This window comes from Candidatus Binatia bacterium (assembly GCA_036382395.1).
Taxonomy (GTDB): Bacteria; Desulfobacterota; Binatia; order HRBIN30; family HRBIN30; genus JAGDMS01.
This window is the reverse complement of record DASVHW010000457.1, coordinates 1-23,542: the sequence shown is the minus strand read 5'-3', so window position 1 is coordinate 23,542 and position 23,542 is coordinate 1. Positions and strand designations below refer to the sequence as shown.

Genomic DNA, 23,542 nt, shown 5'->3' with positions numbered 1-23,542 from the left:
CGATGAATCGATTGTGGCTGGTGACAGTGGTGGTGACAGCGGCAGTGTTTGGGTGGCTGGCAACGGGCGAAGCGCAAGTACGCGGGACCATCTTCGGCCCGGGGGCGCGCAGCTACCCCATCGCGGTGTCACCGCTCAAGAACCTCTCCGCCAGCAGCCCGGGGAGCCCCCTCGCCAACCAGTTCGCCGAGATCGTCAGCACCGACCTGACGCTGTCGGGCTACTTCAAGGTTCTCGACCGGGCGGCGTACATCGAAAAGCCCGAGGCGTCCGGCTACACCGTCGACAGCATCAACTTTGACAACTGGTCTGTCATCGGGGCGCTGGCTTTGGTCAAAGGTGCATACGCGATCGACGGCGACAACCTGACCCTCGAGATCCGGCTCTTCGACGTCTACCAGCGCCGGCAACTCAGCGGACGGCGTTACCATGGTTCGGTGGGCGAGCTCCGGCGCATGGCCAACAAATTCGCTGACGAGGTCATGGCCCAGTTCACCGGCGAGCGTGGCCCATTCGACTCGCGCTTCGCCTTCGTCTCGACGCGCGATGGCCGCCTTAAAGAGATCTACGCGATGAGCCCGGACGGCGGGGATTTGCAGCAAGTGACGAAGACGCAGACCCTGAACCTGTCGCCGTCGTGGAGCCCGGACAATCACACGCTGCTCTACACCTCCTACAAGCGCGGCAACCCGGATCTCTACGCCATCGATCTACTCAGCGGCCGCGAGGTGGGAGTGTCGCAGCGGGCGGGCCTGAATCTGGCGGGAAAGTTCTCGCCCGACGGTTCCAAGATCGCGCTGACCATCGAGGACCAGGGGAACGCCGACATCGCGCTCGTCGATCGTGCCGGCAAGCTGATCCGGCGTTTGACCGACAGCTGGGCCATCGACGTGTCGCCGAGCTGGTCGCCGGATGGGCGGCAGGTGGCGTTTTGCTCGAATCGCGCCGGCGGACCACAGATCTACGTCGTCGGTATGGACGGCGGGGAAGCACGACGGGTGACGTTCAGCGGCAACTACAACACCTCCCCGGCCTGGTCACCGAAAGGTGACCGCATCGCCTACGTCAGCCGTTCCGACGGTGGATTCAACCTCTTCACCGCCAAGGTCGACGGGAGTGATACGCGCCAGTTGACCCAGGGCAGTGGCAACAACGAAGACCCGAGTTGGGCGCCCGACGGGCGCTACCTGGTGTTCAGCTCGTCCCGTAGCGGACGCAAGAAGCTGTTCATCACGGACGACACGGGATCGAGCCAAGTTCAATTGACTCGTGGGGGGGGAGATGATACCAGTCCGACTTGGTCACGCTGGCTGGAGTAGGGCAAAACAACGCATGATGCATGCGAATGGAGGTGGGGTATGATGTCTGTGCGGCGGATGCGTGCGGTGGCGGCCATGGGGTTGCTGCTCGCCTTCATGAGTGTGGGCTGCTCCGCGAAGAAAAAAGGCGCGGCAGCAGGCACGGCAGGCGGACTCGGCGAGGAAGGGTTGGCCGGTGGCGGCAGCCTTGAGCGCTACAAGCAAGGCACCTTAGGACCGGGTGAAGAGGGACCGCTCAAAGATATCCATTTCGTTTTCGACTCCTTCGAGCTCGACGAACAGGCGCGCGGCCTCTTGCGCGACGACGCCAACTGGCTGAAAGAACACAGCCGATCGAAAGCTGAGATCGAGGGACATTGCGACGAGCGTGGAACGGTCGAATACAATCTGGCTTTGGGTACCAAGCGCGCTGGCGCGGCTAAGGAATACTTGGTGGCGCTCGGCGTCTCTGCCGACCGTCTCACAACCATCAGTTACGGCGAGGAGCTGCCGCTCTGCCACGAGCATGACGAAAGCTGTTGGCAGAAAAACCGGCGCGTTCACTTCGTTGTCGTCAGCGAGTAGTTTTCGGGGCGGGATCCCCCGTCTTGCGGCGGCCGCAGCCTGTGCGGCGGTGGCCGCCGTGGCAGGTTGCGCCACGCGCGCGGATCTGCTCGAGGTCCAGCACGACCAGCGGGCGGTGCGGGCACTTCTCGCCGATCAGCAGGTCGCGATCGAGGGTTTGCGGCGCCGCATGGAGATTCTTCGCAGCGACCAGAGCGAACCGGGGAAGCGCCACGGCGGCCCCGCCACCGCTGACACGTCGCGGCAGTTGAACGACCTTGAAGGGCGCGTAGCCGCGCTGGAGTTGGCACGACCATCGGTACCACCCAGCGCCGCAACAGCGTCGGTCGAAGTGGAACGGCCACCGGTGGAGATCCGGCCGGCGCCGGCCGTACCACCAACGCCTCCCGCACCAAAGGTCCAGAGCCCGCAGGAAGTGGCATTGGCCAAAGAAGAGACGGCGGCCCAGAGCGCTCGCGTCGACGGCGACTATCGAGAGGCCTTGGGGTTAGTCAAGCGAGGTCAGTGCACGCAAGCGGTACCGAGGCTGCGCGACTTCGTCCGCAAGAACCCGAAGTCCGATTTCGCCGACAACGCTCTCTACTGGGTCGGTGCTTGCTACTATGGACAACGCGACTACAGTCGCGCTATCGTTGAATTCAACGACTTAGTTTTGAAATACCCGAAGGGCGACAAGGTGCCGGCGGCGCTGATGATGATGGCCGATGCATTTGCCGATTCGGGCGACAAAATCGATGCACGGCTTGTGCTGCAGAAACTGATCAGCCAATACCCGCAGGCGGAAGAGGCGGGACAGGCTCGGCAGAAGCTGCCGTCTCTCGGCGAATAGCGCACGCTGGCGTTGTGGACGTCGCGCCGGCCGCGCGCGATGACGTCGGCACTTCGGTCCCGTGGTTGAAGATCATGCTGCTCCTCCGTCATTTAGCGCGGGTTGACCGCCGCTTCAGCGCACCCGTGTTGACCCTGGGGAACTTCGACGGTGTCCACCGCGGGCACCAGGAAATTCTGCGCCGGCTGGTGGAACGGGCACGGACGGCAGGCGGCCAGGCGCTGGTGCTGACCTTTCATCCGCACCCGGTTTCCGTGTTGGCGCCGGAGTATGCGCCGCGCCTGATCACCGACTGGCGGGGCCGCATGGAACGCATCGCGGCGTTCGACGTTGACGCCATCGTCGTCCAGCACTTCACGCCGGCGTTTTCCGAGATCACCGCGGAAGATTTCGTGCGTCGCTTCCTGGTGGAGGGGCTGGGCGTGCGCGCCGTCGTCGTCGGCCATCGCGTCAGTTTCGGCCACAATCGCACCGGTCACGCGGACACCTTGCGGCAGTTCGGAAAGACCTACGGCTTCGGAGTCGAGGTGGTCGGCCCCGTGGATGTGAACGGCCTATTAGTCAGCAGCAGCGCCATCCGCCGCGCCATTAGCAGCGGGGACCTCAATCGGGCCCGCCTCTTGCTAGGCCAAACGCCGAGTGTGGCTGGCCGCGTAGTCCACGGACACCACCGTGGCAAGGGTCTGGGCTTCCCCACCGCCAACCTGCGCATAGGCGGGTTGGTGCTTCCCCCGGATGGGGTGTACGCCGTCAGCGTACAGGTACGTGGCACAGCGCGGCCGGGTGTCGCCAACCTGGGATTCAATCCGACCTTCGCACAACAGGAGCGCAGTTTGGAGGCGCACATTTTCGACTTCGACGAAGACCTTTATGGACAACGGGTGGAAGTTCGCTTTGTGGAGCGGCTGCGCGGCGAGGTGAAGTACGAGAGCCCGCAGGCCCTGGCCCAGCAGATTGCACGCGATGTCGAAGCGGCCCGGCAGGCGTTGGCGCGGGCGGAATAGCCGTGGCTGAGAGCGTTCGCATCACGGTAGACGCGCCAGGCGCGGGACGGCGTTTGGACCACTACCTCACCGCGCTCGGCACCTGGGGATCGCGTTCCCACGTGCAGAAGTTGATCACCTCCGGGGCCGTCGACCTCGATGGCCAGGTGCCGAAGGCCGGGGCACTCCTGCGTGGCGGGCAGACGATTGACGTGCGTGCCGTTTCACCCTCCATACCTGCCGGCGTTGAGCCGGAGGCGATCGCGCTGGATGTGCTGTACGAGGATGAGCAGTTACTAGTGATCAACAAACCCCCGGGGATGGTAGTCCACCCGGCACCGGGAAACTGGCGCGGCACGCTGGTGAGCGCCCTCCTGCATTACTGGCGCGGGCCGCGGCCCGGCCTCGATCCCTTCCGCCCCGGCATCGTGCATCGTCTCGATAAAGATACCTCCGGCGTGTTGATCATCGCCAAGGATCCCGCAACGCTCACGGCGTTGGGCAACCAGTTTCGCCGGCGAGAAGTCGATAAACGGTACCTGGCCTGGGTATGGGGTCGGGTCCGCAGCCACAGCGGAACGATCACTGAGCCCATTGGCCGCAACCCGATCCACCGCACCCGCATGGCGGTTCGGCGCGGCGGCCGAGAAGCCGTGACCGCCTTCGAAGTCGTCGAGCGTTGCGACGACATCACGTTGCTGCGTTTGTTTCCGCGTACCGGACGCACGCATCAGATTCGCGTGCATTTATCCTCGATTGGTCATCCCATCGTTGGCGATGCCGTGTACGGTCGCACTCGCAGCCGTGCCGGCAAGGTCTTGATAGCGCGGCAGGCGCTGCATGCCGAACAGATCGCCTTTTGCCACCCCGGCACCGGGGAGCGCGTGCGTTTCACCGCGCCCTTGCCGGCCGATCTCGTCACACTGCGGCATCGGTGCACCCGCGCGGCTTGACAATGTGCAACCGTTTCAGTAGCGTTTTTAAGGGTAACATCGACATTCCGGGTAAATCAGCTGCCTCGGATTGCCCGCTCGCCAAGCCGCTACATCCTGAACCATGCTGCTAGAGAGGGGACAAATGTATGGCCGACGAAGCCGTCGGAAGAAATAAGCAAGGGGCGGCAGCCGCTGCCCCACGGTCCGAGCGCCGCCGCCGAAACGACGAAACCGAGGAAGGTTCGCACGCTCGAGTCCGCGCCAAGACGGAGGCGCCGTCGCTATCGTCACCACCATCTTCACCACCACCTCCCCCGCCGCAACCAGCCCCAGCCCCGGCGATCACTGTCGAAGAACCGACGGCCCAGAAAGAGGGGGCGCTCAATCTCAAGAGCCTGAAAGAAAAGAAGATCAACGAACTGGCGCAGGTCGCCAAGGCCTTCAACATCGAGGGCGCGGCGAACCTGCGCAAGCAGGAGCTGATCTTCGCCATCCTCGGCGCCCAGACGGAACAGAACGGCTTTGTCTACGGCGAAGGTGTCTTGGAAATTCTCCCCGACGGGTTCGGGTTCCTGCGCGCCCCAGATTACAACTACCTGCCCGGACCTGATGACATCTACATTTCACCCAGCCAGATCCGCCGCTTCAACCTGCGTACGGGCGATGTGGTTTCGGGACAAATCCGGCCGCCAAAGGAGGGAGAGCGCTACTTTGCCCTGCTGAAGGTCGAGTCGATCAACTTTGAAGAGCCAGAGAAGGCGCGCGAGAAAATCCTGTTCGACAACCTCACCCCGCTCTACCCCAATGAGCAGTTGCAGCTCGAGCACGACCCCGAAGAGTACACCACCCGTCTCATCGATCTGTTCACGCCGATCGGCAAGGGCACGCGCGGACTCATCGTTGCCCCGCCACGAACCGGCAAGACGATGATGCTGCAGAACATCGCCCACGGCATCACTCGAAATCATAAGGAAGTCGTGCTGATCGTGCTGCTGATTGACGAGCGCCCGGAAGAAGTCACCGACATGCAGCGCTCGGTAGCAGGCGAGGTGATCAGTTCGACATTCGACGAACCGGCGACGCGCCATGTCCAGGTCGCGGAAATGGTGATCGAAAAGGCCAAACGTCTGGTCGAGCACGGCCGTGACGTGGTGATCCTCCTGGACAGCATCACCCGGCTGGCACGCGCCTACAACACGGTGGTGCCGCCGAGCGGCAAGATCCTGTCCGGCGGCGTCGACTCGAACGCGCTGCACAAGCCCAAGAAGTTCCTGGGTGCCGCCCGGAACATCGAGGACGGCGGCAGCCTGACCATCATGGGCACCGCCCTGATCGACACCGGCAGCCGCATGGACGAGGTGATCTTCGAAGAGTTCAAGGCGACCGGCAACATGGAAATCCACCTCGATCGGCGCCTCGTCGACAAACGCATCTTCCCGGCGATCGACATCAACCGGTCGGGAACCCGTAAAGAGGAGCTCCTCTTGGGCAGAGATGTCCTGGCGCGGGTATGGATCCTGCGGAAGCTCTTGGCGCAGTTGAATCCGGTGGAAACCATGGAATTCGTCATGGACAAGATCACCGACACCAAGACCAATTCTGAGTTCCTGGATTCGATGAATCAGTGAGCCGGCGGTTGCGGTGAGCTGAAGCTTTCTGATATCGGGAGATGTTCAGGTACTAGGCGAGACGGAGAGACCCAGTTATGCCAGAAGTCAGTATGAAGCAGCTGCTCGAAGCCGGCGTGCATTTCGGGCATCAAACCAGCCGTTGGAATCCGAAGATGAAGCCGTACATTTTCGGCGCCCGTAACGGCATCTACATCATCGACCTGCAGCGCACCGTGAAGCTGTTTGAGCAAGCCTATGCCTTCGTCCGCAACCTGGTCGCTGGCGGCGGCATGGTGTTGTTCGTCGGCACGAAGAAGCAGGCCCAGGACGCGATCCGCGAAGAGTCGGTGCGCAGCGGGATGTTCTACGTGAACAACCGCTGGCTGGGCGGCACGCTCACCAACTTCCAGACGATTAAGCAGAGCATCGACCGGCTGAAGAAGTGCGAAGAGACGCTCGAGGATCCGGCGATGGCTGAAGCGCTGACGAAGAAGGAGATGCTCGGCGTCCAGCGGGAACGCGACAAGCTGTTGAGCTCGCTCGGCGGCATCAAGGCGATGCGCAAGCTGCCCGACACCCTCTTCGTGATCGACCCCAAGAAAGAGGAAATCGCCGTCAGGGAAGCCAACAAGCTGCACATCCCGGTGGTCGCTGTGGTCGATACCAACTGCGACCCGGACGTGGTCGATTACCGGATCCCCGGTAACGACGACGCCATTCGCGCCATCCGGCTCTTTTGCGCGGCCATGGCCGACGCGGTCCTGGAGGGCAAGGCCCTGCTCGAAGAGCGCGCCAAGGCCTCCGGTGGCGAGACGCCGGAGGAGCAACCCGCGGTGGACGCAGCCGAGCGCCAGCCGCAGGGAGAGATGGCATGAGTGAGGTGAGCGCAGCGCTGGTCCGGGATCTGCGCGACAAGACCGGTGCCGGCATGATGGACTGCAAGCGGGCACTGGCCGCCAGTGATGGCGACCTGGAGAAGGCGGTCGTCCACCTCCGTGAGAAGGGTTTAGCCGCCGCCGCAAAGCGGTCAGCACGCGCCGCCAGTGAAGGTTCGGTCGGCTCGTATATCCATGCCGGCGGTAAGATCGGTGTGCTCCTCGAGGTCAACTGCGAGACCGACTTTGTGGCCCGCACTCCGGAATTCCAGGCCTTGGTGAAGGATCTCGCCATGCAAGTGGCAGCGGCAAACCCCCGCTGCGTCCGTCGCGAGGAAATCCCGCCCGAAACGATCGAGGCCGAACGCAGCATCTATCGGGCTCAGGCCAGCGAATCAGGAAAGCCGGCAGCAGTGGTCGGAAAAATCGTCGACGGCAAACTGGAGAAATTCTTCGGCGACGCCTGCCTGCTGGAACAGTCGTTCATCAAAGACCCGCAGCGTACCATCGGCCAAGTGGTGACCGATGCGATCGGCCACCTCGGCGAGAATGTCGTGGTGCGACGGTTCGCCCGCTTCCAACTCGGAGAGCTGACCGACAAATCAGCCTGAGACGACGGTGAGTCACGCGCCTTCGACGGTCATGCCGGCAGCGGAACGTCAGCCGGGCACTCTGTGCTATAGCAGGGTGCTCCTCAAGCTCAGCGGCGAAGCGCTGACCGCAGCCAACGGCTACGGTATCGATCCGGAGGTGCTGCAGGCCATTGCGGCAGAAATCAAAGACGTTCACGGATTGGGCTGCCAGCTTGCCATCGTCATCGGCGGCGGCAATATTTTTCGTGGTATAGCGGGTAGCGCGCAGGGCATGGATCGCGCCAGTGCCGACTACATGGGCATGCTCGCCACTGTCATCAATGCGCTGGCGCTGCAAGACGCTTTGGAGCGCATCGGGGTCATGACCCGGGTGCTCTCGGCCATCACCATGCAACAAATCGCCGAGCCGTACATACGCCGCCGTGCCAACCGCCATCTGGAAAAGGGACGGGTGGTGATTTTCGCCGCCGGCACGGGCAACCCCTTTTTCACCACGGATACCGCCGCCAGTTTGCGCGCCGTCGAAGTCGGCGCTCAGGTGATTTTGAAGGCCACAAATGTGGATGGTATCTATGATGCGGACCCCAAGCTGTTCGCGTCGGCCAAGAAATTCCAGGAGCTGAGTTACATCGATTTCCTCAGCCGCCACCTGAAAGTCATGGATTCCACCGCCATCTCGCTCTGCATGGACAACGCCTTACCCATCATCGTCTTCGACCTCAGCACCCACGGCAACATCAAGCGTGTGGTCGGCGGGGAGTCCATCGGCACCATCGTGCATTGACCATGACCGACCAAGTCGTTGAAGAGCTACGGCAGGAAATGGAACGCACCGTCAACGCGTTGCGGCGTGATCTTGCCCGCACCCGAACCGGCCGGGCCTCGACGTCGCTGCTCGAGGGTATCGTGGTCGACTACTACGGCACCCGCACCCCGCTCAATCAGCTGGCGGGGTTGTCGGCACCGGAGCCGCGGTTGCTGGTGATTCAAGCGTACGACAAGACCGCGTTGGCACAGATCGAGCGCGCCATCCTGCAGTCGGATCTGGGTCTCGTGCCGGTCAACGACGGCAAGATCCTGCGGGTACCGATTCCCGAGCTGACCGAAGAACGCCGGCGCGATCTGGTCAAACACATCCGCAAAGTCGCCGAAGACTATCGGGTGTCCGTCCGTAATCACCGTCGTGACGGGCTCGATCTGCTCAAATCGCTGGAGAAGGACAAAGAGATCACGGAGGACGATCTACGGCGCGCGCAGGAGAAGGCGCAGGAGATCACGAAGATGTACATCGAGCGGGTCGATCAGGTCCTCAAAGCCAAAGAAGACGAGATCATGGAGGTCTGAGCGCGGTGACAGCGCTCGATCCCAGCCGGCTCCCCCGCCACGTGGCCGTCATCATGGATGGCAACGGCCGGTGGGCGCAGCGCCGCGGCCTGAGCCGCATTGAGGGCCACAAGCGCGGGAAAGACTCCGTGCGTGCAGTAGTGGAGGCCAGCCGGCGGCTGGGCATCGAGTATCTCACCTTGTTCGCTTTCTCCACGGAGAATTGGAGCCGCCCGCGCCGCGAAGTCGATGCCCTGATGGCGTTGCTGCGGCGCTACCTGCGCACGGAGTTGCGCAAGATGATGAAGAACGAGATCCGCTTGCTCGCCATTGGCGACATCACGCGGCTGCCGGCGGCGTTGCAACGGGAGTTGGAGGAGACCGTCAAGGCCACCCAAAACAACCGCCGTATGACCGTGGTGTTGGCCGTCAGCTATGGCGGGCGTGAAGAGATCGTGCAAGCGGCGCGCGCATTGGCCCAAGCCGTGCGCGAAGGCCGCGTGCAGCCCGAGGCGATCGACGAGGGCGTTTTCAGCGGTTTCCTCGACACCGCCGGCATGCCGGATCCGGATCTGCTGATCCGGACCAGTGGCGAAATGCGCCTGTCGAACTTCTTCCTGTGGCAGAGCGCCTACACCGAAATTTACGTTACCGAGACGCTGTGGCCGGATTTTCGAGAGCCGGAGTTCCTCGAAGCCCTGGCGCACTATCAGCAACGCGACCGACGGTTCGGCCGCGTGGCCGAGCAGGTAGAGAGGGAGCGGCTGCGTGCTGCGCGCTAGGCTGGCAACAGCCGCGGTTGCCATCCCCCTCCTGCTGGCAGTGATTCTTTACCGGTCCCCGCGGCCGGTTACCGTACTCGTCGTGGCCGTTGGGCTGATCGGCATTGCCGAGTACGCCGCGATGGCGTTTTCCACGCAAGCGGGAGAGCGAGGGCTGACCATGCTCTTGGGCGCAGTGTTGTTGCTCGGCGCGGCCTGGGTCGGCGCTGAACCGCGCGCCTCCCAGGTGCTCCATGCCGCGCTGGCGCTCGTGGTCGTTGCAGGTCTGGTGTGGGTCCTGCTCATCCGGCCGGATTTCGAACAAGGATTGCGGGACCTGGGGCTGTCGATGATCGGCGTGTTTTACGTCGGTTTCCTCCTGCCACACTTTATCTGGCTCCACGGCGTCGGCGGCCTCGGCCCGCGATGGGTGATCTTCGTGTTGGTCATTGGGATGGCCGGTGACACGGGGGGATACTTCGTCGGCCACGCGCTTGGGCGCCACAAGCTCATGCCCCGTGTCAGCCCCGGCAAAACCGTCGAGGGTTCACTGGGCATCGTGGCTGCCAGCTTGCTCGGCGGCGCCGCATCCAAGTTCATTTTTCTACAGGAACTCACCTGGAACGAGGCGCTCTGGCTCTCCGCAGTCATGGCGGTGATCGGTCAACTCGGCGACTTGAGCGAATCGATCATGAAGCGGACCTTCGGGGTCAAGGAGTCGGGCTGGCTATTTCCGGGCCACGGGGGGGTGCTGGACCGCATCGACAGCCTCCTTTTCCCGGTCACTTTTCTATACTACTATGTGATCTACAGCCAGTAATCACCGACGGAATCAGGAGCGTAAATGGTCACCAGCATCGTGGCAGCAGTTGTTGTCCTCGGATTTTTGATCTTGTTTCACGAACTGGGACATTTTCTCGTCGCCAAGCGTACGGGCGTCGGGGTCCTAAAGTTCTCACTCGGTTTCGGGCCCAAGCTCATCGGCCGCCGCATCGGGCGAACGGAGTATGTCCTCAGCGCCATTCCCTTGGGCGGCTTCGTAAAGATGGTCGGCGAAGACCCCGAAGAAGAGGTCGATCCGGAAGATCAGAAGATTGCCTTTCAGCATCAGAAATTGTGGAAGCGCATGGCCATTGTGGCCGCTGGCCCAGGCGCCAACATCCTGTTCGCCTTCGTGGCGTTCAGCCTGGTGTTTGCAATCTACGGGGCTCGCGTGCCGAGCGATACGGCAAAGGTCGGCGGCGTCATCGAGAACATGCCGGCGGCCAAGGCGGGGCTGAGAAGCGGCGACATCGTCACCAGCGTCAACGGCATTCCCATCGACAAATGGGACAAACTGTCAGAAACCATCCGGGCCAGCGGTGGCAGTACGATTATGCTGACACTCCAGCGTGAGGGCACCGCCCAGCAACTGCAGGTCACGCCTGAAGCCAAGCCAGATAAGAGCATTTTCGGGGAAACGCTCGGCACCGCTTACGTCATCGGCATCGAGCGTGGCTTCGACGAAGAAAAAGTTGGCGTGCTGTCTGCCATCGGCATGGGCGCCCGGCAAACGGCCTGGTGGGTCGAAACGCTGCTGATCAGCGTCGCCAAGATCTTCCAAGGCAGGATTCCGGCGAAAGACATCGGCGGTCCGATTCTGATTGTGCAGGCGGCGGGCCAGCAAGCCCGGCTGGGCTTGGAGTATCTGCTGAATTTCATGGCGGTGATCAGCATCAATCTCGGCGTGCTCAATCTGTTGCCCATCCCCATTCTCGACGGCGGCCATTTCTTGTTCTTTGCTGCGGAAGCACTCATGCGCCGACCGCTCGACATCCGGCACCGCGAGATCGCCCAGCAGGTGGGGCTGGTCCTGCTCATCAGCTTGATGGCCTTTGCGTTCTACAACGATATTGCGCGGGTGGTGCACGGCTGGGGATAGGGTGCGTATCCTCGGTCTGGATACAGCGACCAGGAGGGCGAGCGTAGGATTACGCATCGACGGCCAAGTCGTCTTCGAGAAATCCCAGGTCGCTGAAGGCAGTCATGCCGTTTCGCTCTTGGCACTCATCGATGAAGTGTTGCGAACCGGCGGCTGCGCTGCGCGCGACCTTGACGCCGTGGCGGTTTCGGGTGGACCGGGGTCGTTTACCGGGCTTCGTGTTGGTCTGTGTGTTGCCAAAGGGCTCACCTACGCCACCGGCGCGCGCCTGATCGCGGTGCCAACGCTCGAAGCCCTGGCACGCACCGTTACCGATCGGAACGGCGCCATTTGCGCCCTGTTGGACGCCCGCAAGGGGGAGTTGTATGCGGCATGCTTCGAAACGTCTCGCGGCAGCCTGAAGCGTCTCACCGATGACCTGCTGCTGTCGCCCGAAGCACTGCTGGAGAAACTGCCCCGGCCATGCGTGATCTTGGGCGATGCGGTCGCGGCCTACGGCTCCTTCTTGCAGAGCCGGCTAGGCCCCTGCGCCACGCTGCTGCCCTCCGACTCGCACGGACCCCGTGGCGGGGTGGTTGCGGCGATGGGTGAGGAACGACTGGAGGCTGGACAGCCAGACGCTGTTTCGCACCTTGAGCCGGTCTACATCCGTCCCTGCGAAGCGGAGCTGAAATCGCCATAAATGCATAGAATTCAATGTTTTCCGCCGGTGGACGAATTTGACACAGGCGGGACGCTGCGCTAATCGTGTGCTGCCTGCCAGCGGAGATCAGCTATGGAAAAAAAAGACGAAGAGTTGATTCACACGTTGCTGCCCAGTGATGAGGAACTCAAGCGGCATTACGAAGAGCATCTGGCGCTGGAGCGGCGCCTAGCGGAATTGCACCGACGGCCGTACCTCACCGCGGAACAAGAAGTCGAAAAGAAGCATATCCAGAAACTCAAACTGAGCGGGAAAGACCGCATCATGGAGATCCTGGAAAAACACCGCGGCACAGCCGGAAGAGCCAGCGCGGGGTGAGCCGATCGCGGCGGTTTCGTGCACGCTGAAAGGGACTCATGCGGCACACGATTTCGGTGTTGGTGGAAAACGAGTTCGGTGTTCTCGCTCGCGTTGCTGGGCTGTTCAGCGGCCGCGGTTTTAACATCGAAAGCCTCACGGTAGCGGAAACCCTCGACCCGACCGTGTCGCGCATCACGCTGGTCACTCGCGGCGACGATCAGGTCCTCGAACAGATCGAGAAGCAGCTCAATAAACTGGTATCCGTAATCAAGGTGATCGATTTCGCCGACAGCCCGCACGTCGAGCGCGAGATGGCTCTGGTCAAAGTGACCGCGGACGAGAAAACCCGGGCCGAGGTCATGAACATCATCGACATCTTCCGCGGTAAGGTCATCGATGTTGGCCCACGCTCTTACATCCTCGAGCTTACCGGCGACGAAGGCAAGATCCAAGCTGTCCTCGAACTCCTCACTCCGTTGGGCATCAGGGAGATTGTGCGCACCGGTAAAGTCGCCATGCACCGCGGCATGAACCTGCTCACCGCGCAAGGTAAAGATAAGGCCGCATGAAGGTTTGCGGCGACAAAGATGCCGACCTGAAATATCTGCAGGGCAAGACGATCGCCATCATTGGGTACGGCAGCCAAGGGCATGCGCACGCCAACAACCTGCGCGACAGCGGCACGGAGGTCGTCGTCGGTCTGCGGCGTGACAGCAGCTCGTGGCCGAAGGTGCTCGCCGCGGGGCTGACCGTCAAGGAGACAGCGGAGGCGGCCAGGCTGGGCGACGTCATCATGATGCTGGCGCCGGACGAGCTCGGTGGCGAGTTGTACGAACGCGACGTGGCGCCGGGCTTACGTAGCGGCAAATACCTCGCCTTTGCGCACGGATTCAACATCCATTTCAGGCACATTGTCCCACCGCCAGACATCAACGTGTTCATGGTCGCACCCAAGGGCCCCGGGCACCAGGTGCGCAGCGAATTCCAGAAGGGGCGTGGCGTCCCCTGTCTGCTCGCGGTGCATCAGGATCCGTCGAAGGACAGCAAGCAGGTCGGCCTCGCCTACGCCAAAGGTCTCGGTGGCACTCGCGCGGCGGTGATCGAGACGAGCTTCAAAGAGGAGACGGAAACAGATCTCTTCGGCGAGCAGTCCGTGTTGTGCGGCGGCCTCACCGAGTTGATTCGTGCCGGCTACGAAACCCTGGTGGAGGCCGGCTACACGCCGGAGATGGCGTACTTCGAGTGCGTGCACGAGGTGAAGCTCATCGCCGATCTCATTTACGAGGGCGGCATCGCCGGCATGCATTCCTTGATCAGCAACACGGCCGAGTACGGCGACATGACCCGCGGCAAGAAGGTCATCGGCCCGGCGTCGCGCCAGGCGATGAAAGAGATCCTGGGCGACATTCAGAGCGGCAAGTTCGCCGAGGAATGGATCACCGAGTACCGCTGCGGCATGCCGCACTTCAAGGAGCTGCGGAAGGAAGCCGCGAAGCACCCGATCGAAGAAGTCGGCGCCAAGGTCCGCGCGCTGATACCTTGGCTGACCCCCGGCCGGTCGGCTGCTCCTCGGTAAGGCAAGGGCGCAGAAGTTATCGCTCACCGCCGCCATTGACGACGGGGGGCCGTCCCCAAAAAGAGACGGCCCCCCGTTTCGGCGATTCCCGCGACGTCAGTTGGAGGCTCTGCCGCCGATTCCCTTCGTTGACTTCGAGGTTTTCTTTGCGGCTTCCTTCGGGCGCAGGGCGCGGGTGGCTTTGCCGGCCAGCCACATCTCCGAGTTGCCCATGGTCTGCAGCTCCTTGGTGAGCTGCTGCTGGTAGTCGGGCTTGCCACACGCGGTGAGCACGCGCCGTGTCTCCACCCCAGTCGCCACGCGCTGGTAGAGTTCGTTGAAGAGCGGCAGCACCGCTCGCTTGAATCTCGGCTTCCAGTCCAGCGCCCCGCGTTGCGCCGTGGCGGAGCAGTTGGCGTACATCCAGTCCATACCGTTCTCACCGACGAGCCGGATCAGACTTTCCGTCAACTCCTCGACCGTCTCGTTGAACGCCTCACTCGGGCTGTGGCCATGTTTCCGCAAGACCTCGTATTGCGCCTCCATGATGCCCGCGAGCGCACCCATCAACACCCCGCGCTCACCGGTCAAGTCGCTGAATACCTCATGCTGGAACGTGGTCGGGAACAGGTATCCGGATCCAATGGCAATGCCGAGCGCCATGCAGCGCTCCCGCGCCCGACCGGTCGCGTCTTGCTCGACGGCGAAGCTGGCATTGATACCGGCGCCCGAAAGGAAATTGCGACGAACCGACGTGCCCGACCCTTTGGGGGCCACCATGATCACATCAACATTCTTGGGAGGAATGATCTTCGTCTGATCCCGGTACACGATGGAGAACCCGTGCGAGAAATACAGCGCGTCACCGGGTTTGAGGTGTTTCTTGATCGCGGGCCAGATGGCTTTCTGCGCCGCATCGGACACCAGCATCTCGATGATCGTCCCGCGCTCGGCGGCCTCTTCCATGTCAAACAGATCTTTTCCCGGTTTCCATCCGTCTTTCACAGCGCGGTCCCAATCCCGCTTGAATTGGCGGGACTGACCGATGACCACGCGAAACCCATTGTCCTTCATGTTCAAGGCTTGCGCGGGTCCCTGCACCCCGTATCCAATGACCGCGATCGTCTCGTCTTTGAGAACCTTCCGCGCGCGCGCCATGGGAAACTCGTTCCGCATGACGACCTCTTCCTTCGTCCCTCCAAAATCGATAATTGCCACAGTGCTTATCCTCCTTCTGTCGGTTCGTGAGAAATCCCGCTCCGTTCCAGGGCCCCAACGAACGCACCAGTGCTCGCGTTCCACCCTCCTTGTCCGGATGCCGGGTTATCGTTGTATTCTCCATACTCTGGTCAGAAACTCAATCGCGGCGCCGGATTTGTAGACCGCGGAGCAGCTCGCGATCCCGCGGCAGTTGGGGAGCGCGCAACGTTCCGCTATAGTCTGGTCGCTGTGGAGACCTCGACCATTCCGGCCCCGTCGACACATCGATCTGGCCTGCCCATCGCCCGTGAGGGATACCCGCTCATCGCCGCCGCTCTTGCCGCAGCCGTCGCCTTGTGGTGGTTCACTGGACTGGTCGGCGGGACGTTCGGCACGGTGCTGTTGGCGTTTGTCCTCAGCTTCTTTCGCGACCCGGAACGGCTCATCCCCAGCGGCCCGGACCTCATCGTTTCACCAGCAGACGGGCGTGTCATCAAGGTGGCGCGCATCCAGGACGACCGCTTCCTGCACGGCGAAGCGACACTGGTGAGCATCTTCATGTCGCCACTGGATGTGCATGTGAACCGCGTACCGATTACGGGGCGTGTGATCGATCTGCGCTACAACCACGGCAAGTATTTCCGCGCCTTCGCCGACAAGGCATCTCTCGACAACGAGCAAAATGCCGTTGTGATGGAAGACGAGCATGGCCGGCGGCTGTGCTTCGTGCAGATCGCCGGGTTTCTTGCCCGTCGCATTGTCTGCTATCTTCGCGTTGGTATGCAGGCAGACCGCGGCCAGCGTTTCGGAATGATCATGTTCGGATCCCGCGCCGATCTCTACCTGCCGCCGGACACGCAGGTGTGCGTCGAGGTCGGCAGCCGCGCCCGGGGCGGCAGCACGGTGATTGCTCGGTGGACATGACCGATGAAGGGGAGCCGACGCTCCCAGCCCGCAGCAGTGCAACGCCGATTCGCAAAGGCGTCTATATCCTGCCCAACCTGATTACGACGGCTGGTTTGTTTGCCGGCTTCTACTCAGTCATCGCTACTTTTCGTCCCGATTTCGAGCGCGCCGCCATCGCCATCTTGGTGGCCAACATCTTCGACATCCTCGACGGTCGAATCGCGCGGTTGACGCACTCGACGACGCGATTCGGCATCGAGTACGACTCCCTCGCTGATCTCGTCGCCTTCGGGGTGGCTCCCGGCATCCTGGTGTATCGTTGGGCCCTCGAGCCATGGGGAAACTGGGGCTGGCTGGCGGCGTCGTTGTACGTCGCCTGCGGCGCGTTGCGCCTGGCCCGTTTCAACGTACAGTACGAGAATGCCGAGAAACGGCACTTCGTCGGCTTGCCGATCCCTGCCGCCGCGGAGCTCATTTCCTCAATCGTCTTGCTCTATTACTATCTTGGTGGAGAAGGACCGACGCGGGGGCACTTGGTGCTGCTGCTGGTGACGTACGCGCTGGCGGGATTGATGGTCAGCAATCTGAAATACTTCAGTTTCAAGGAAACCGATCTCTACCGGCGACAGCCGTTTTGGATGCTGATCGCCATCATCGTGCTGCTGAAGCTGTTTATCGCCGAACCCCAGATCATGCTGTTTGCGAGCTTCTTCCTGTACGCGTCATCCGGTCCGTTTCGCTGGGTCTTCGTGCGTGGCAGGCGTTTGCGGACGCAGATGCGCCGTCGCGGTCGTCCAGGAGACGCGGGGCCGGTGGCGCCCGCCAGTGGCCACCGCTCCGACGAATCCCCAGCGGGCACGCCGAAGGCAGCCCGACCGGTTGGTCTTGTCGGCGGGCGTTGGCGGAAGACCGCCCCTTGACAAGCTAGGTGCCCTACTTTACAGATTGTCGTCATGGACATTTCTCAGGACGTACGCGGGTTGTCGCTGTTGCTCAGCCTCCTGCTTCTGGGCCCGCCCGGTGCGTCCGCGGGAGCGTAGGCAAACATACGCAGCCGAAGGACGCCACGGGCGGGCACGCTGTCCGTGGCGTTTGTGCATTCAGAAGGGTCACGGGTAGCTCCCTCGTGGCCCTTTGTATTTCGGAGCGTGCAACACGGAGGTGTAAGATGACCCACGACCAGGACACTATACAGATTTTCGACACCACCCTGCGCGACGGGGAGCAGTCGCCAGGTGCGACCATGAACGTCGAGGAGAAGCTGCTGATCGGACGCCAGCTCGAGAAGTTGCGCGTTGACGTGATCGAGGCAGGATTTGCAGCATCCTCGCTGGGGGATTTCGAGTCCGTCGCCCGGGTCGCACAGGCAGTGACCACGCCGATCGTGCTCAGTCTGGCGCGCACTCGCGAAGCCGACATTGCGCGCGCCATCAAGAGTGTGGAGAAGGCCAAGCGGCCCGGCATCCACATTTTCATCGCCACCTCCGACATTCACCTCAAGCGCAAGCTGATGATGAGCCGCCAGGAAGTCGTCGACGCCGCGTGCTGGGCGGTGCAGTATGCGAAAAAGTATATCGACCACATCGAGTTCTCGGCCGAGGACGCCTCGCGCAGCGATCGGGACTACCTGACGCAAGTCTTCGGTGAGGTGATCAAGAGCGGTGCGGTGGTTCTCAACGTTCCCGACACGACCGGGTATGCGGTACCCGAGGAATACGGCGCCCTCTTCCGCTACCTCGTCGCCAACACGCCGGGCGGCGATCTGGTTACCTGGAGCGCCCACTGCCACAATGATCTCGGCATGGCTGTCGCCAACTCTCTGGCCGCCGCTGGCAACGGCGCCCGACAGATCGAGTGCACCATCAACGGCATCGGGGAGCGCGCCGGCAACGCCTCGATGGAAGAGATCGTCATGGCGATTCATACGCGCAAGGACTTCTTCAACCTGCGCACCAACATCGTGACCGAACAGATCTACCCCGCCAGCCGTCTGCTCGCGCAGGTCACCGGCCTGACGGTTCCAGCCAACAAGCCCATCGTCGGCGACAACGCCTTCGCCCACGAGGCCGGCATCCACCAAGATGGCGTGATCAAAGATACGTTGAACTATGAGATCATGCAGCCGGCATCGGTAGGCATCAGTAGCAACAAGCTGGTGCTCGGCAAGCACTCCGGCCGTCACGCCTTCGCCGACCGGCTCAAGCAGCTCGGGGTCGAGCTGTACGAGGTCGACATGAACAAGGCCTTCGAGCGCTTCAAGGCGCTGGCCGATCTGAAGAAGAGCGTGTACGACGAAGACCTCATCGCCATTGTCACCGAAGAAGCGGTACGGGTCCCCGATCAGTTTGAGCTGCTCGAACTCAACGTCACGTCATCCAACCGGACGTTGCCGCACGCGGCGGTCCGCCTGCGCGTCGGCGCGGCGGAATGTCGAGATGAAGCGGACGGCGACGGCATGGTGGATGCCTGTTACAAGGCGATTTCGAAGATCACCGGCATCAGCCCCAAGCTCGAACGCTATGCGGTAAAGGCGATCACCGGCGGTACCGACGCGCTGGGTGAGGTGTCGTGCTTGATCAACCACGAGGGCTTCACCGCCACCGGACAGGGCGCGCACACCGACATCATCCAGGCCAGCGCCCTTGCCTATCTGAACGCCCTCAATAAGCTGCAGTATCGGCGCACGCACTATCAGCAGGTGCGTGAGGGGGGGCCATGAGCTACAGTAAACTGACGTGGCATGTGGGTCGCAAGGACGCCGCAGTAATTCGAACGAGCAAGTGATCTGGAGGGCATGGTGAAGATTCTGGGGTTACCGGGGGACGGCATCGGTCCCGAGGTCGTGGAGCAAGCGAAAAAGGCGCTGGAAGCGTGCGCCCGCCGCTTTCACTTCTCGTTGGCCTTCACGGAAGCTATTGTCGGCGGTGCGGCCATCGATGCGTTCCACACGCCGCTACCCGACGGCGCGCTGCACCTGGCACAGTCCAGCGACGCCGTGCTTCTCGGCGCCGTCGGCGGGCCGAAATGGGACAACCCGCGCGCCCCGGTCCGTCCGGAGCAAGCCTTGCTCGGGTTGCGCCGAGGGCTCGGCCTGTTTGCCAATCTGCGCCCGGTACGGGTCTTTCCCGAACTACTCGACGCGTCTTCCCTAAAGCCGGACGTGCTCCGCGGCGTCGACCTCGTCGTCGTCCGCGAGCTGACCGGCGGGATCTACTTCGGCAAACCGAGCGAGCAACGCCAGGGCGCGGATGGCCGCGAGGCGGTCGATACGTTGATTTACAACGAAGTGGAGATCACGCGGCTCCTGCGCACGGCGTTCGAATTGGCGCGCACGCGACGGAAGAAGCTCACCTCGGTCGACAAAGCGAACATCCTTTCTTCGTCACGGCTGTGGCGTGAGATCGGGCACGAGGTGCAGCGCGAGTACCCTGACGTGGCGTACGAAGACATGCTGGTGGATGCCATGGCGATGCACCTGCTGCGCCGGCCAAGGGATTTCGACGTGATCGCGACGGAAAACATGTTCGGCGACATCCTCACCGACGAGGCATCGATGCTGGCGGGATCCATGGGCTTGCTGCCGTCGGCGTCGCTCGGACAGTCACTCAACAGCCTCGGACACCCGCGGGGCTTGTACGAACCCATTCATGGGAGCGCGCCCGACATCGCTGGTCACGATGCCGCCAATCCGCTGGCCACGATCTTGTCGTCGGCCATGCTGCTGCGCTACTCGCTTGGACAGCCCGAGGCGGCTGACGTGATCGAGGGTGCTGTCGCCGCCGTGTTGGCGGAAGGTCACCGGACAGCGGACATTGCGCCGCCCGGCACGCGCGCCATTGGGTGCCGCGAAATGGGAGCGCTCGTCACGCAGCGTATAGAGCAGTGAGCCCGCGCCGCTACCCATGAAGAAGTCCACCTATACCGTCGCTGTGGTCGGTGCCACCGGTTTGGTGGGCAGCGGAATCGTGGCCGCGCTCCAGCAGCGTCATTTTCCGATCGGCGATCTGCAACTCTACGCCTCCATCCGTTCGGCGGGCGACGAGGTCTCTTGCGGCGGCGCCATGGCGCGGGTCGAGATGCTCGAGCGCGCACGCTTCGATGGGGACGATCTGGTGTTTTTCGCCGCCGGCGAGCAGGTAAGCGCCGAATGGATGGAACGAGCCACCGAGTCGGGGGCCATCGTCATCGACACGAGCCCGCTGCTGGCCGGCGATCCAGATGTGCCCCTCGTGGTACCGGAGGTCAACGCCGCCGACCTGAGCGCGTATCTGAACCGTGGGATCGTAGTGAGCCCCGACCCACCGGCAGTAGCCCTGGGGGTCGGCTTGAAGCCACTGCACGATGCGGCGGGAATCGTCCGCGTGGTGTGTTCGACATTCGAATCCGTTTGCTGCGCCGGCCAGGCCGGCATCGAGGAGTTGCAACGGCAGACAGTAGAACTGATGAACGGGCGCAGCGTCGACAACGAGGTATTCGCGCACCGCATTGCGTTCAATGTCCTGCCGCAAGTGGGAGAGTTCCTGGCAGGCGGCACCTCACGTGGCGAGTTGCAGGTCGCCGCGGCGTTGCGGCGGTTGCTCGCCGATCCGTCACTGCCGGTCAGCGTCACCCGCACCTGTGTACCCATCTTTTACGGAGGAGCACTGTCTGTAAACGTGGAAACGGCCAGCAAACTTACCGCGACCGATGCACGTGATATCTTGCGGGCGGCCCCTGGTGTCCTGCTGCGCGATGACGCCGGAACCCTGGAGTATCCGACGCCAATTGAGGCGGTGGGGCACGACGCCACCTTGGTAGGGCGTATTCGTGAGGACGAGTCGCTCAATGTCCTCGACATCTGGATGGCAATCGATAACCTGCGGAAAGGCGCCGCAGTCAATGCCGTGCAGATCGCGGAACTGCTCATCCGCGATTACCTGTAAGCGCCGCACGAACGGTGCGGCGTTGCCTGTCTTCTCTGCCGCCGGCAGCAGCTGAGGGCTTTTCCATGCGTTTCAAATTTGTCCTGGAATACGACGGCACCGACTACCATGGTTGGCAGGTGCAGCCGAACGGCCGGACCATTCAGGCGGTCCTACAAGCAGCGATCGTACAGATGACCGGCGAATCCACGGCGGTCGTGGCTGCCGGCCGCACCGATGCGGGCGTGCATGCTTCCGGGCAGGTGATCAGCTTCTCCCTCCAGCGCATGGTACCAGCGGAGACGCTGCTGCGCGGACTGAATGCCCTGACGCCGCGGGACATATGCCTCCGAAGCGTCGCCGTCGTCAGCGATGACTTCGATCCGCGCCGCGCCGCCCGGAGCCGTCTCTATGTCTACCGCATCTGGAACGCGCGGTGGCTCTCCCCATTCTGGCGCCGCTACGCCTGGCACGTACCCCGCCAGCTAGATGACGAACACATGCGGGCCGCGGTCGCTCACCTGATCGGCGAGCATGATTTCAGCTCGTTTCAAGCCGCCGGTTGCGAAGCCAAGCACCCAGTACGGCGGGTGCTTCGCAGCGAACTCGCTCGCAGCGGCGATCTGCTCACCTACACCATTGCGGCGAACGGCTTCCTCCGCCACATGGTGCGGAACGTCATCGGCACACTGGTTGAGGTTGGGAGCGGGAGCCGCAGCGCAGACAATCTGCCGCAGTTGCTTGCGGCACGCGACCGCAGGCAGGCGGGCGCGACTGCACCCGCCTGCGGTCTTTGTCTTACAGAGGTGAATTACGAGCGCGCTGATATCGCCGCTAAAAGGTGACGGCAACCCCCGCGCCGATTCCCCATTCCGGCGCTGAGCTGGTGAGCCCCACCAGGCCCGTGGGGCGAAGCGCCACATTGTGGGCGAGGTTGATGTCCACCCCAGGGAGAACCGTCACGTCGGCAACGCCTCTAGAGCCGTCGTCGAACGAGCGCCCCGCAATCTCGGTACGAATGGCGTAGGTGTCATTGACACGCACGATCACCTCACCGCCATAGTTCAACACGTCTTTCACAGAGCCGGTGGAGAGCTGGTAGCCGACGTTGGCCCCGACCGCGACCGCGCCCTGCTGATACCGCGTGGAGAGGATAGGATTCGCCGCCAACTCGCCGGTGCTGAAGCCTTTGCTGGCTGGGCCGGTTGGGATGCTGAACTCCACGCCGGCACCAACGGCACAGTGCTCGGCCACTTCCCGCTTGAACTTCGTGTAGAGCAGCACGTCGCCGATATCGGCGTCATTCCGTGTCGCGGCATCCTTGAAACGCAGCGTCTGAAACACTCCAGGGATGACGAACCCAAGCTCGGCGTTCTTCCCGAAACCGTAGGAACCCACCAGATCGATGTGTCCCCCGTCGACCTTCGTCGCATGCTGACCGGGATAGAGAGAACGCATCGGCAGGCCGATCACGTTGAGGTCCGGATTCGATGTTTCGGCCTCCTGCACAAGTCCCCGGACCTCGAGCCGGAATTGCTTTGCGCCGACGGTGGCCGTCTCGCGCGTGTAATTGACAAACACACGGTCGGCATCCGTGACGTCAACCGCCCCTGCGCCACCTGCTGCAACGGTCAAGGCCACGCCAGCAACATTGGCTACCAACCACCTCTGCACTGCACCTTTCATCGCCCCTCCTTCGCCCGCCAGAGTTCCTGGCGTGATCGCGGTCTAACGGAAACCACAATTGGCGGCGGATGCTACGATGCGAACTACAAAATTGTCAAGCCACGCAGCAACAGCCACGCAGCAACAGCCACGCACCGTGAGTGTCAGCAACAGCCAAACAGGAAGGACACATCAACCGTGGGACACCTTCCGCAAACTGGAATTTCGCCTTCGTCGCGGTGGAGCAGACCGGAACGTACTGGCTACTCGAAACCAAGGGCCAGAAGACCTCCGAGTAATCCTTGACCACTGCATGCCGCGGCTCTGCGCCCTACGCCCAGGCCGCGTGGGCGCCACATCGAGACCGTGCGTTGTCGTCTCGATACGATCCATCACTGCAGGCTCGTCACCCGTTCGCTCCACGTCGCGTCCTTAGAGATTTTGACCATCAACTGCATCCGCTGGTGAACTCGGAATACTCGTTCCTATGTCCCGCAAGCCTGTGACAGGGGTCAGCCTGACCTTAGGCGGGTGACGCGGCAGGGGAATGGCGCTGCTTGGAAACGTAGCGCTTCACTCTGATCTGTCCTTCTCTCTCG

26 protein-coding genes are annotated in these 23,542 nt (G+C 62.6%); 24 read left to right on the top strand and 2 right to left on the bottom strand.

The features are described 5' to 3' along the window. Window positions 1-2: 2 nt before the first annotated feature. The 17 genes from tolB (at window position 3) to ilvC (VF515_22560) (ending at window position 14,292) form a co-directional block, all read left to right on the top strand. A complete protein-coding gene (tolB, locus tag VF515_22640; protein ID HEX7410428.1) occupies window positions 3-1,319 on the top strand; it encodes a Tol-Pal system beta propeller repeat protein TolB in 1,317 nt (438 codons plus the stop codon). A 75-nt stretch (window positions 1,320-1,394) separates the two neighbouring features. Next, window positions 1,395-1,883 carry a peptidoglycan-associated lipoprotein Pal gene (gene pal, locus VF515_22635; GenBank protein HEX7410427.1) on the top strand — a complete coding sequence of 163 codons (489 nt, stop codon included), beginning with the start codon at window positions 1,395-1,397 and terminating at the stop codon, window positions 1,881-1,883. Between the two features lie 58 nt (window positions 1,884-1,941). After that, window positions 1,942-2,712, top strand: a complete 771-nt coding sequence (gene ybgF / locus VF515_22630) for a tol-pal system protein YbgF (protein ID HEX7410426.1) — start codon at window positions 1,942-1,944, stop codon at window positions 2,710-2,712. A gap of 14 nt (window positions 2,713-2,726) precedes the next feature. Continuing rightward, entirely contained in the window at window positions 2,727-3,716 is a 990-nt protein-coding gene (locus VF515_22625; GenBank protein HEX7410425.1) for a bifunctional riboflavin kinase/FAD synthetase, read from the top strand. 2 nt (window positions 3,717-3,718) lie between these two features. Next, window positions 3,719-4,648, top strand: a complete 930-nt coding sequence (locus tag VF515_22620) for an RluA family pseudouridine synthase (GenBank protein HEX7410424.1) — start codon at window positions 3,719-3,721, stop codon at window positions 4,646-4,648. Between the two features lie 128 nt (window positions 4,649-4,776). Continuing rightward, complete coding sequence (gene rho / locus VF515_22615; protein HEX7410423.1) at window positions 4,777-6,258, top strand: transcription termination factor Rho; 1,482 nt, start codon at window positions 4,777-4,779, stop codon at window positions 6,256-6,258. 77 nt (window positions 6,259-6,335) lie between these two features. Continuing rightward, window positions 6,336-7,115 (top strand): 30S ribosomal protein S2, encoded by a 780-nt coding sequence (gene rpsB / locus VF515_22610; GenBank protein HEX7410422.1) that lies wholly within the window; start codon window positions 6,336-6,338, stop codon window positions 7,113-7,115. Then, complete coding sequence (gene tsf, locus VF515_22605) at window positions 7,112-7,726, top strand: translation elongation factor Ts (protein HEX7410421.1); 615 nt, start codon at window positions 7,112-7,114, stop codon at window positions 7,724-7,726. The genes rpsB and tsf overlap by 4 nt, the downstream gene beginning before the upstream one ends. A 31-nt stretch (window positions 7,727-7,757) precedes the next feature. Next, window positions 7,758-8,492 (top strand): UMP kinase, encoded by a 735-nt coding sequence (gene pyrH, locus VF515_22600; protein ID HEX7410420.1) that lies wholly within the window; start codon window positions 7,758-7,760, stop codon window positions 8,490-8,492. A gap of 2 nt (window positions 8,493-8,494) precedes the next feature. After that, window positions 8,495-9,052: a ribosome recycling factor gene (gene frr / locus VF515_22595; protein HEX7410419.1), complete on the top strand. Its 558-nt coding sequence runs from the start codon at window positions 8,495-8,497 to the stop codon at window positions 9,050-9,052. 5 nt (window positions 9,053-9,057) lie between these two features. Then, window positions 9,058-9,813, top strand: a complete 756-nt coding sequence (locus tag VF515_22590; GenBank protein ID HEX7410418.1) for an isoprenyl transferase — start codon at window positions 9,058-9,060, stop codon at window positions 9,811-9,813. Continuing rightward, window positions 9,800-10,612, top strand: coding sequence for a phosphatidate cytidylyltransferase (locus VF515_22585; protein HEX7410417.1), 813 nt, complete (start codon window positions 9,800-9,802; stop codon window positions 10,610-10,612). Before VF515_22590 ends, VF515_22585 begins: the two co-directional genes overlap by 14 nt. A 24-nt stretch (window positions 10,613-10,636) precedes the next feature. After that, window positions 10,637-11,713: an RIP metalloprotease RseP gene (rseP, locus tag VF515_22580; GenBank protein HEX7410416.1), complete on the top strand. Its 1,077-nt coding sequence runs from the start codon at window positions 10,637-10,639 to the stop codon at window positions 11,711-11,713. Between the two features lies 1 nt (window position 11,714). Next, on the top strand, window positions 11,715-12,395 hold the full coding sequence (gene tsaB, locus VF515_22575) for a tRNA (adenosine(37)-N6)-threonylcarbamoyltransferase complex dimerization subunit type 1 TsaB (protein HEX7410415.1): 681 nt from the start codon (window positions 11,715-11,717) through the stop codon (window positions 12,393-12,395). Window positions 12,396-12,488: 93 nt separating this feature from the next. Continuing rightward, window positions 12,489-12,734 (top strand): DUF465 domain-containing protein, encoded by a 246-nt coding sequence (locus VF515_22570; protein ID HEX7410414.1) that lies wholly within the window; start codon window positions 12,489-12,491, stop codon window positions 12,732-12,734. A gap of 38 nt (window positions 12,735-12,772) precedes the next feature. Continuing rightward, window positions 12,773-13,285 (top strand): acetolactate synthase small subunit, encoded by a 513-nt coding sequence (ilvN, locus tag VF515_22565; protein HEX7410413.1) that lies wholly within the window; start codon window positions 12,773-12,775, stop codon window positions 13,283-13,285. After that, window positions 13,282-14,292 carry a ketol-acid reductoisomerase gene (gene ilvC, locus VF515_22560; protein ID HEX7410412.1) on the top strand — a complete coding sequence of 337 codons (1,011 nt, stop codon included), beginning with the start codon at window positions 13,282-13,284 and terminating at the stop codon, window positions 14,290-14,292. The genes ilvN and ilvC (VF515_22560) overlap by 4 nt, the downstream gene beginning before the upstream one ends. Before the next feature lie 96 nt (window positions 14,293-14,388). On the opposite strand, the gene ilvC (VF515_22555) is transcribed toward ilvC (VF515_22560), so the two are convergent. Next, entirely contained in the window at window positions 14,389-15,489 is a 1,101-nt protein-coding gene (ilvC, locus tag VF515_22555; protein HEX7410411.1) for a ketol-acid reductoisomerase, read from the bottom strand. A gap of 231 nt (window positions 15,490-15,720) precedes the next feature. Between ilvC (VF515_22555) and VF515_22550 the strand changes: the two genes are divergently transcribed. From VF515_22550 to truA, 6 genes are all read left to right on the top strand, one after another. Further along, window positions 15,721-16,395 carry a phosphatidylserine decarboxylase family protein gene (locus VF515_22550; protein HEX7410410.1) on the top strand — a complete coding sequence of 225 codons (675 nt, stop codon included), beginning with the start codon at window positions 15,721-15,723 and terminating at the stop codon, window positions 16,393-16,395. Continuing rightward, window positions 16,392-17,297 (top strand): CDP-diacylglycerol--serine O-phosphatidyltransferase, encoded by a 906-nt coding sequence (gene pssA / locus VF515_22545; protein ID HEX7410409.1) that lies wholly within the window; start codon window positions 16,392-16,394, stop codon window positions 17,295-17,297. The genes VF515_22550 and pssA overlap by 4 nt, the downstream gene beginning before the upstream one ends. Window positions 17,298-17,545: 248 nt before the next feature. After that, entirely contained in the window at window positions 17,546-19,096 is a 1,551-nt protein-coding gene (locus VF515_22540; protein ID HEX7410408.1) for a 2-isopropylmalate synthase, read from the top strand. A 75-nt stretch (window positions 19,097-19,171) separates the two neighbouring features. Next, window positions 19,172-20,263, top strand: a complete 1,092-nt coding sequence (gene leuB, locus VF515_22535; protein HEX7410407.1) for a 3-isopropylmalate dehydrogenase — start codon at window positions 19,172-19,174, stop codon at window positions 20,261-20,263. 16 nt (window positions 20,264-20,279) lie between these two features. After that, window positions 20,280-21,299 (top strand): aspartate-semialdehyde dehydrogenase, encoded by a 1,020-nt coding sequence (locus VF515_22530; GenBank protein HEX7410406.1) that lies wholly within the window; start codon window positions 20,280-20,282, stop codon window positions 21,297-21,299. A 65-nt stretch (window positions 21,300-21,364) separates the two neighbouring features. After that, window positions 21,365-22,123, top strand: coding sequence for a tRNA pseudouridine(38-40) synthase TruA (truA, locus tag VF515_22525; GenBank protein ID HEX7410405.1), 759 nt, complete (start codon window positions 21,365-21,367; stop codon window positions 22,121-22,123). On the opposite strand, the gene VF515_22520 is transcribed toward truA, so the two are convergent. Continuing rightward, entirely contained in the window at window positions 22,113-22,964 is an 852-nt protein-coding gene (locus tag VF515_22520; protein ID HEX7410404.1) for a hypothetical protein, read from the bottom strand. The two genes, truA and VF515_22520, sit on opposite strands and share 11 nt — an antisense overlap. 140 nt (window positions 22,965-23,104) lie before the next feature. On the opposite strand from VF515_22520, the gene VF515_22515 reads away from it, so the two are divergent. Further along, window positions 23,105-23,242 (top strand): hypothetical protein, encoded by a 138-nt coding sequence (locus tag VF515_22515; protein ID HEX7410403.1) that lies wholly within the window; start codon window positions 23,105-23,107, stop codon window positions 23,240-23,242. Window positions 23,243-23,542: the final 300 nt, after the last annotated feature.

Coding starts and splice junctions, on each gene's coding strand:
- VF515_22570 (HEX7410414.1), top strand. CDS start 12,489: ATGGAAAAAAAAGACGAAGAGTTGATTCACACGTTGCTGCCCAGTGAT.
- pyrH (HEX7410420.1), top strand. CDS start 7,758: ATGCCGGCAGCGGAACGTCAGCCGGGCACTCTGTGCTATAGCAGGGTG.
- ilvN (HEX7410413.1), top strand. CDS start 12,773: ATGCGGCACACGATTTCGGTGTTGGTGGAAAACGAGTTCGGTGTTCTC.
- rho (HEX7410423.1), top strand. CDS start 4,777: ATGGCCGACGAAGCCGTCGGAAGAAATAAGCAAGGGGCGGCAGCCGCT.
- rseP (HEX7410416.1), top strand. CDS start 10,637: ATGGTCACCAGCATCGTGGCAGCAGTTGTTGTCCTCGGATTTTTGATC.
- frr (HEX7410419.1), top strand. CDS start 8,495: ATGACCGACCAAGTCGTTGAAGAGCTACGGCAGGAAATGGAACGCACC.
- VF515_22520 (HEX7410404.1), bottom strand. CDS start 22,964: ATGAAAGGTGCAGTGCAGAGGTGGTTGGTAGCCAATGTTGCTGGCGTG.
- tsf (HEX7410421.1), top strand. CDS start 7,112: ATGAGTGAGGTGAGCGCAGCGCTGGTCCGGGATCTGCGCGACAAGACC.
- VF515_22530 (HEX7410406.1), top strand. CDS start 20,280: ATGAAGAAGTCCACCTATACCGTCGCTGTGGTCGGTGCCACCGGTTTG.
- truA (HEX7410405.1), top strand. CDS start 21,365: ATGCGTTTCAAATTTGTCCTGGAATACGACGGCACCGACTACCATGGT.
- pssA (HEX7410409.1), top strand. CDS start 16,392: ATGACCGATGAAGGGGAGCCGACGCTCCCAGCCCGCAGCAGTGCAACG.
- leuB (HEX7410407.1), top strand. CDS start 19,172: ATGGTGAAGATTCTGGGGTTACCGGGGGACGGCATCGGTCCCGAGGTC.
- tolB (HEX7410428.1), top strand. CDS start 3: ATGAATCGATTGTGGCTGGTGACAGTGGTGGTGACAGCGGCAGTGTTT.
- rpsB (HEX7410422.1), top strand. CDS start 6,336: ATGCCAGAAGTCAGTATGAAGCAGCTGCTCGAAGCCGGCGTGCATTTC.
- pal (HEX7410427.1), top strand. CDS start 1,395: ATGGGGTTGCTGCTCGCCTTCATGAGTGTGGGCTGCTCCGCGAAGAAA.
- ilvC (HEX7410412.1), top strand. CDS start 13,282: ATGAAGGTTTGCGGCGACAAAGATGCCGACCTGAAATATCTGCAGGGC.
- VF515_22540 (HEX7410408.1), top strand. CDS start 17,546: ATGACCCACGACCAGGACACTATACAGATTTTCGACACCACCCTGCGC.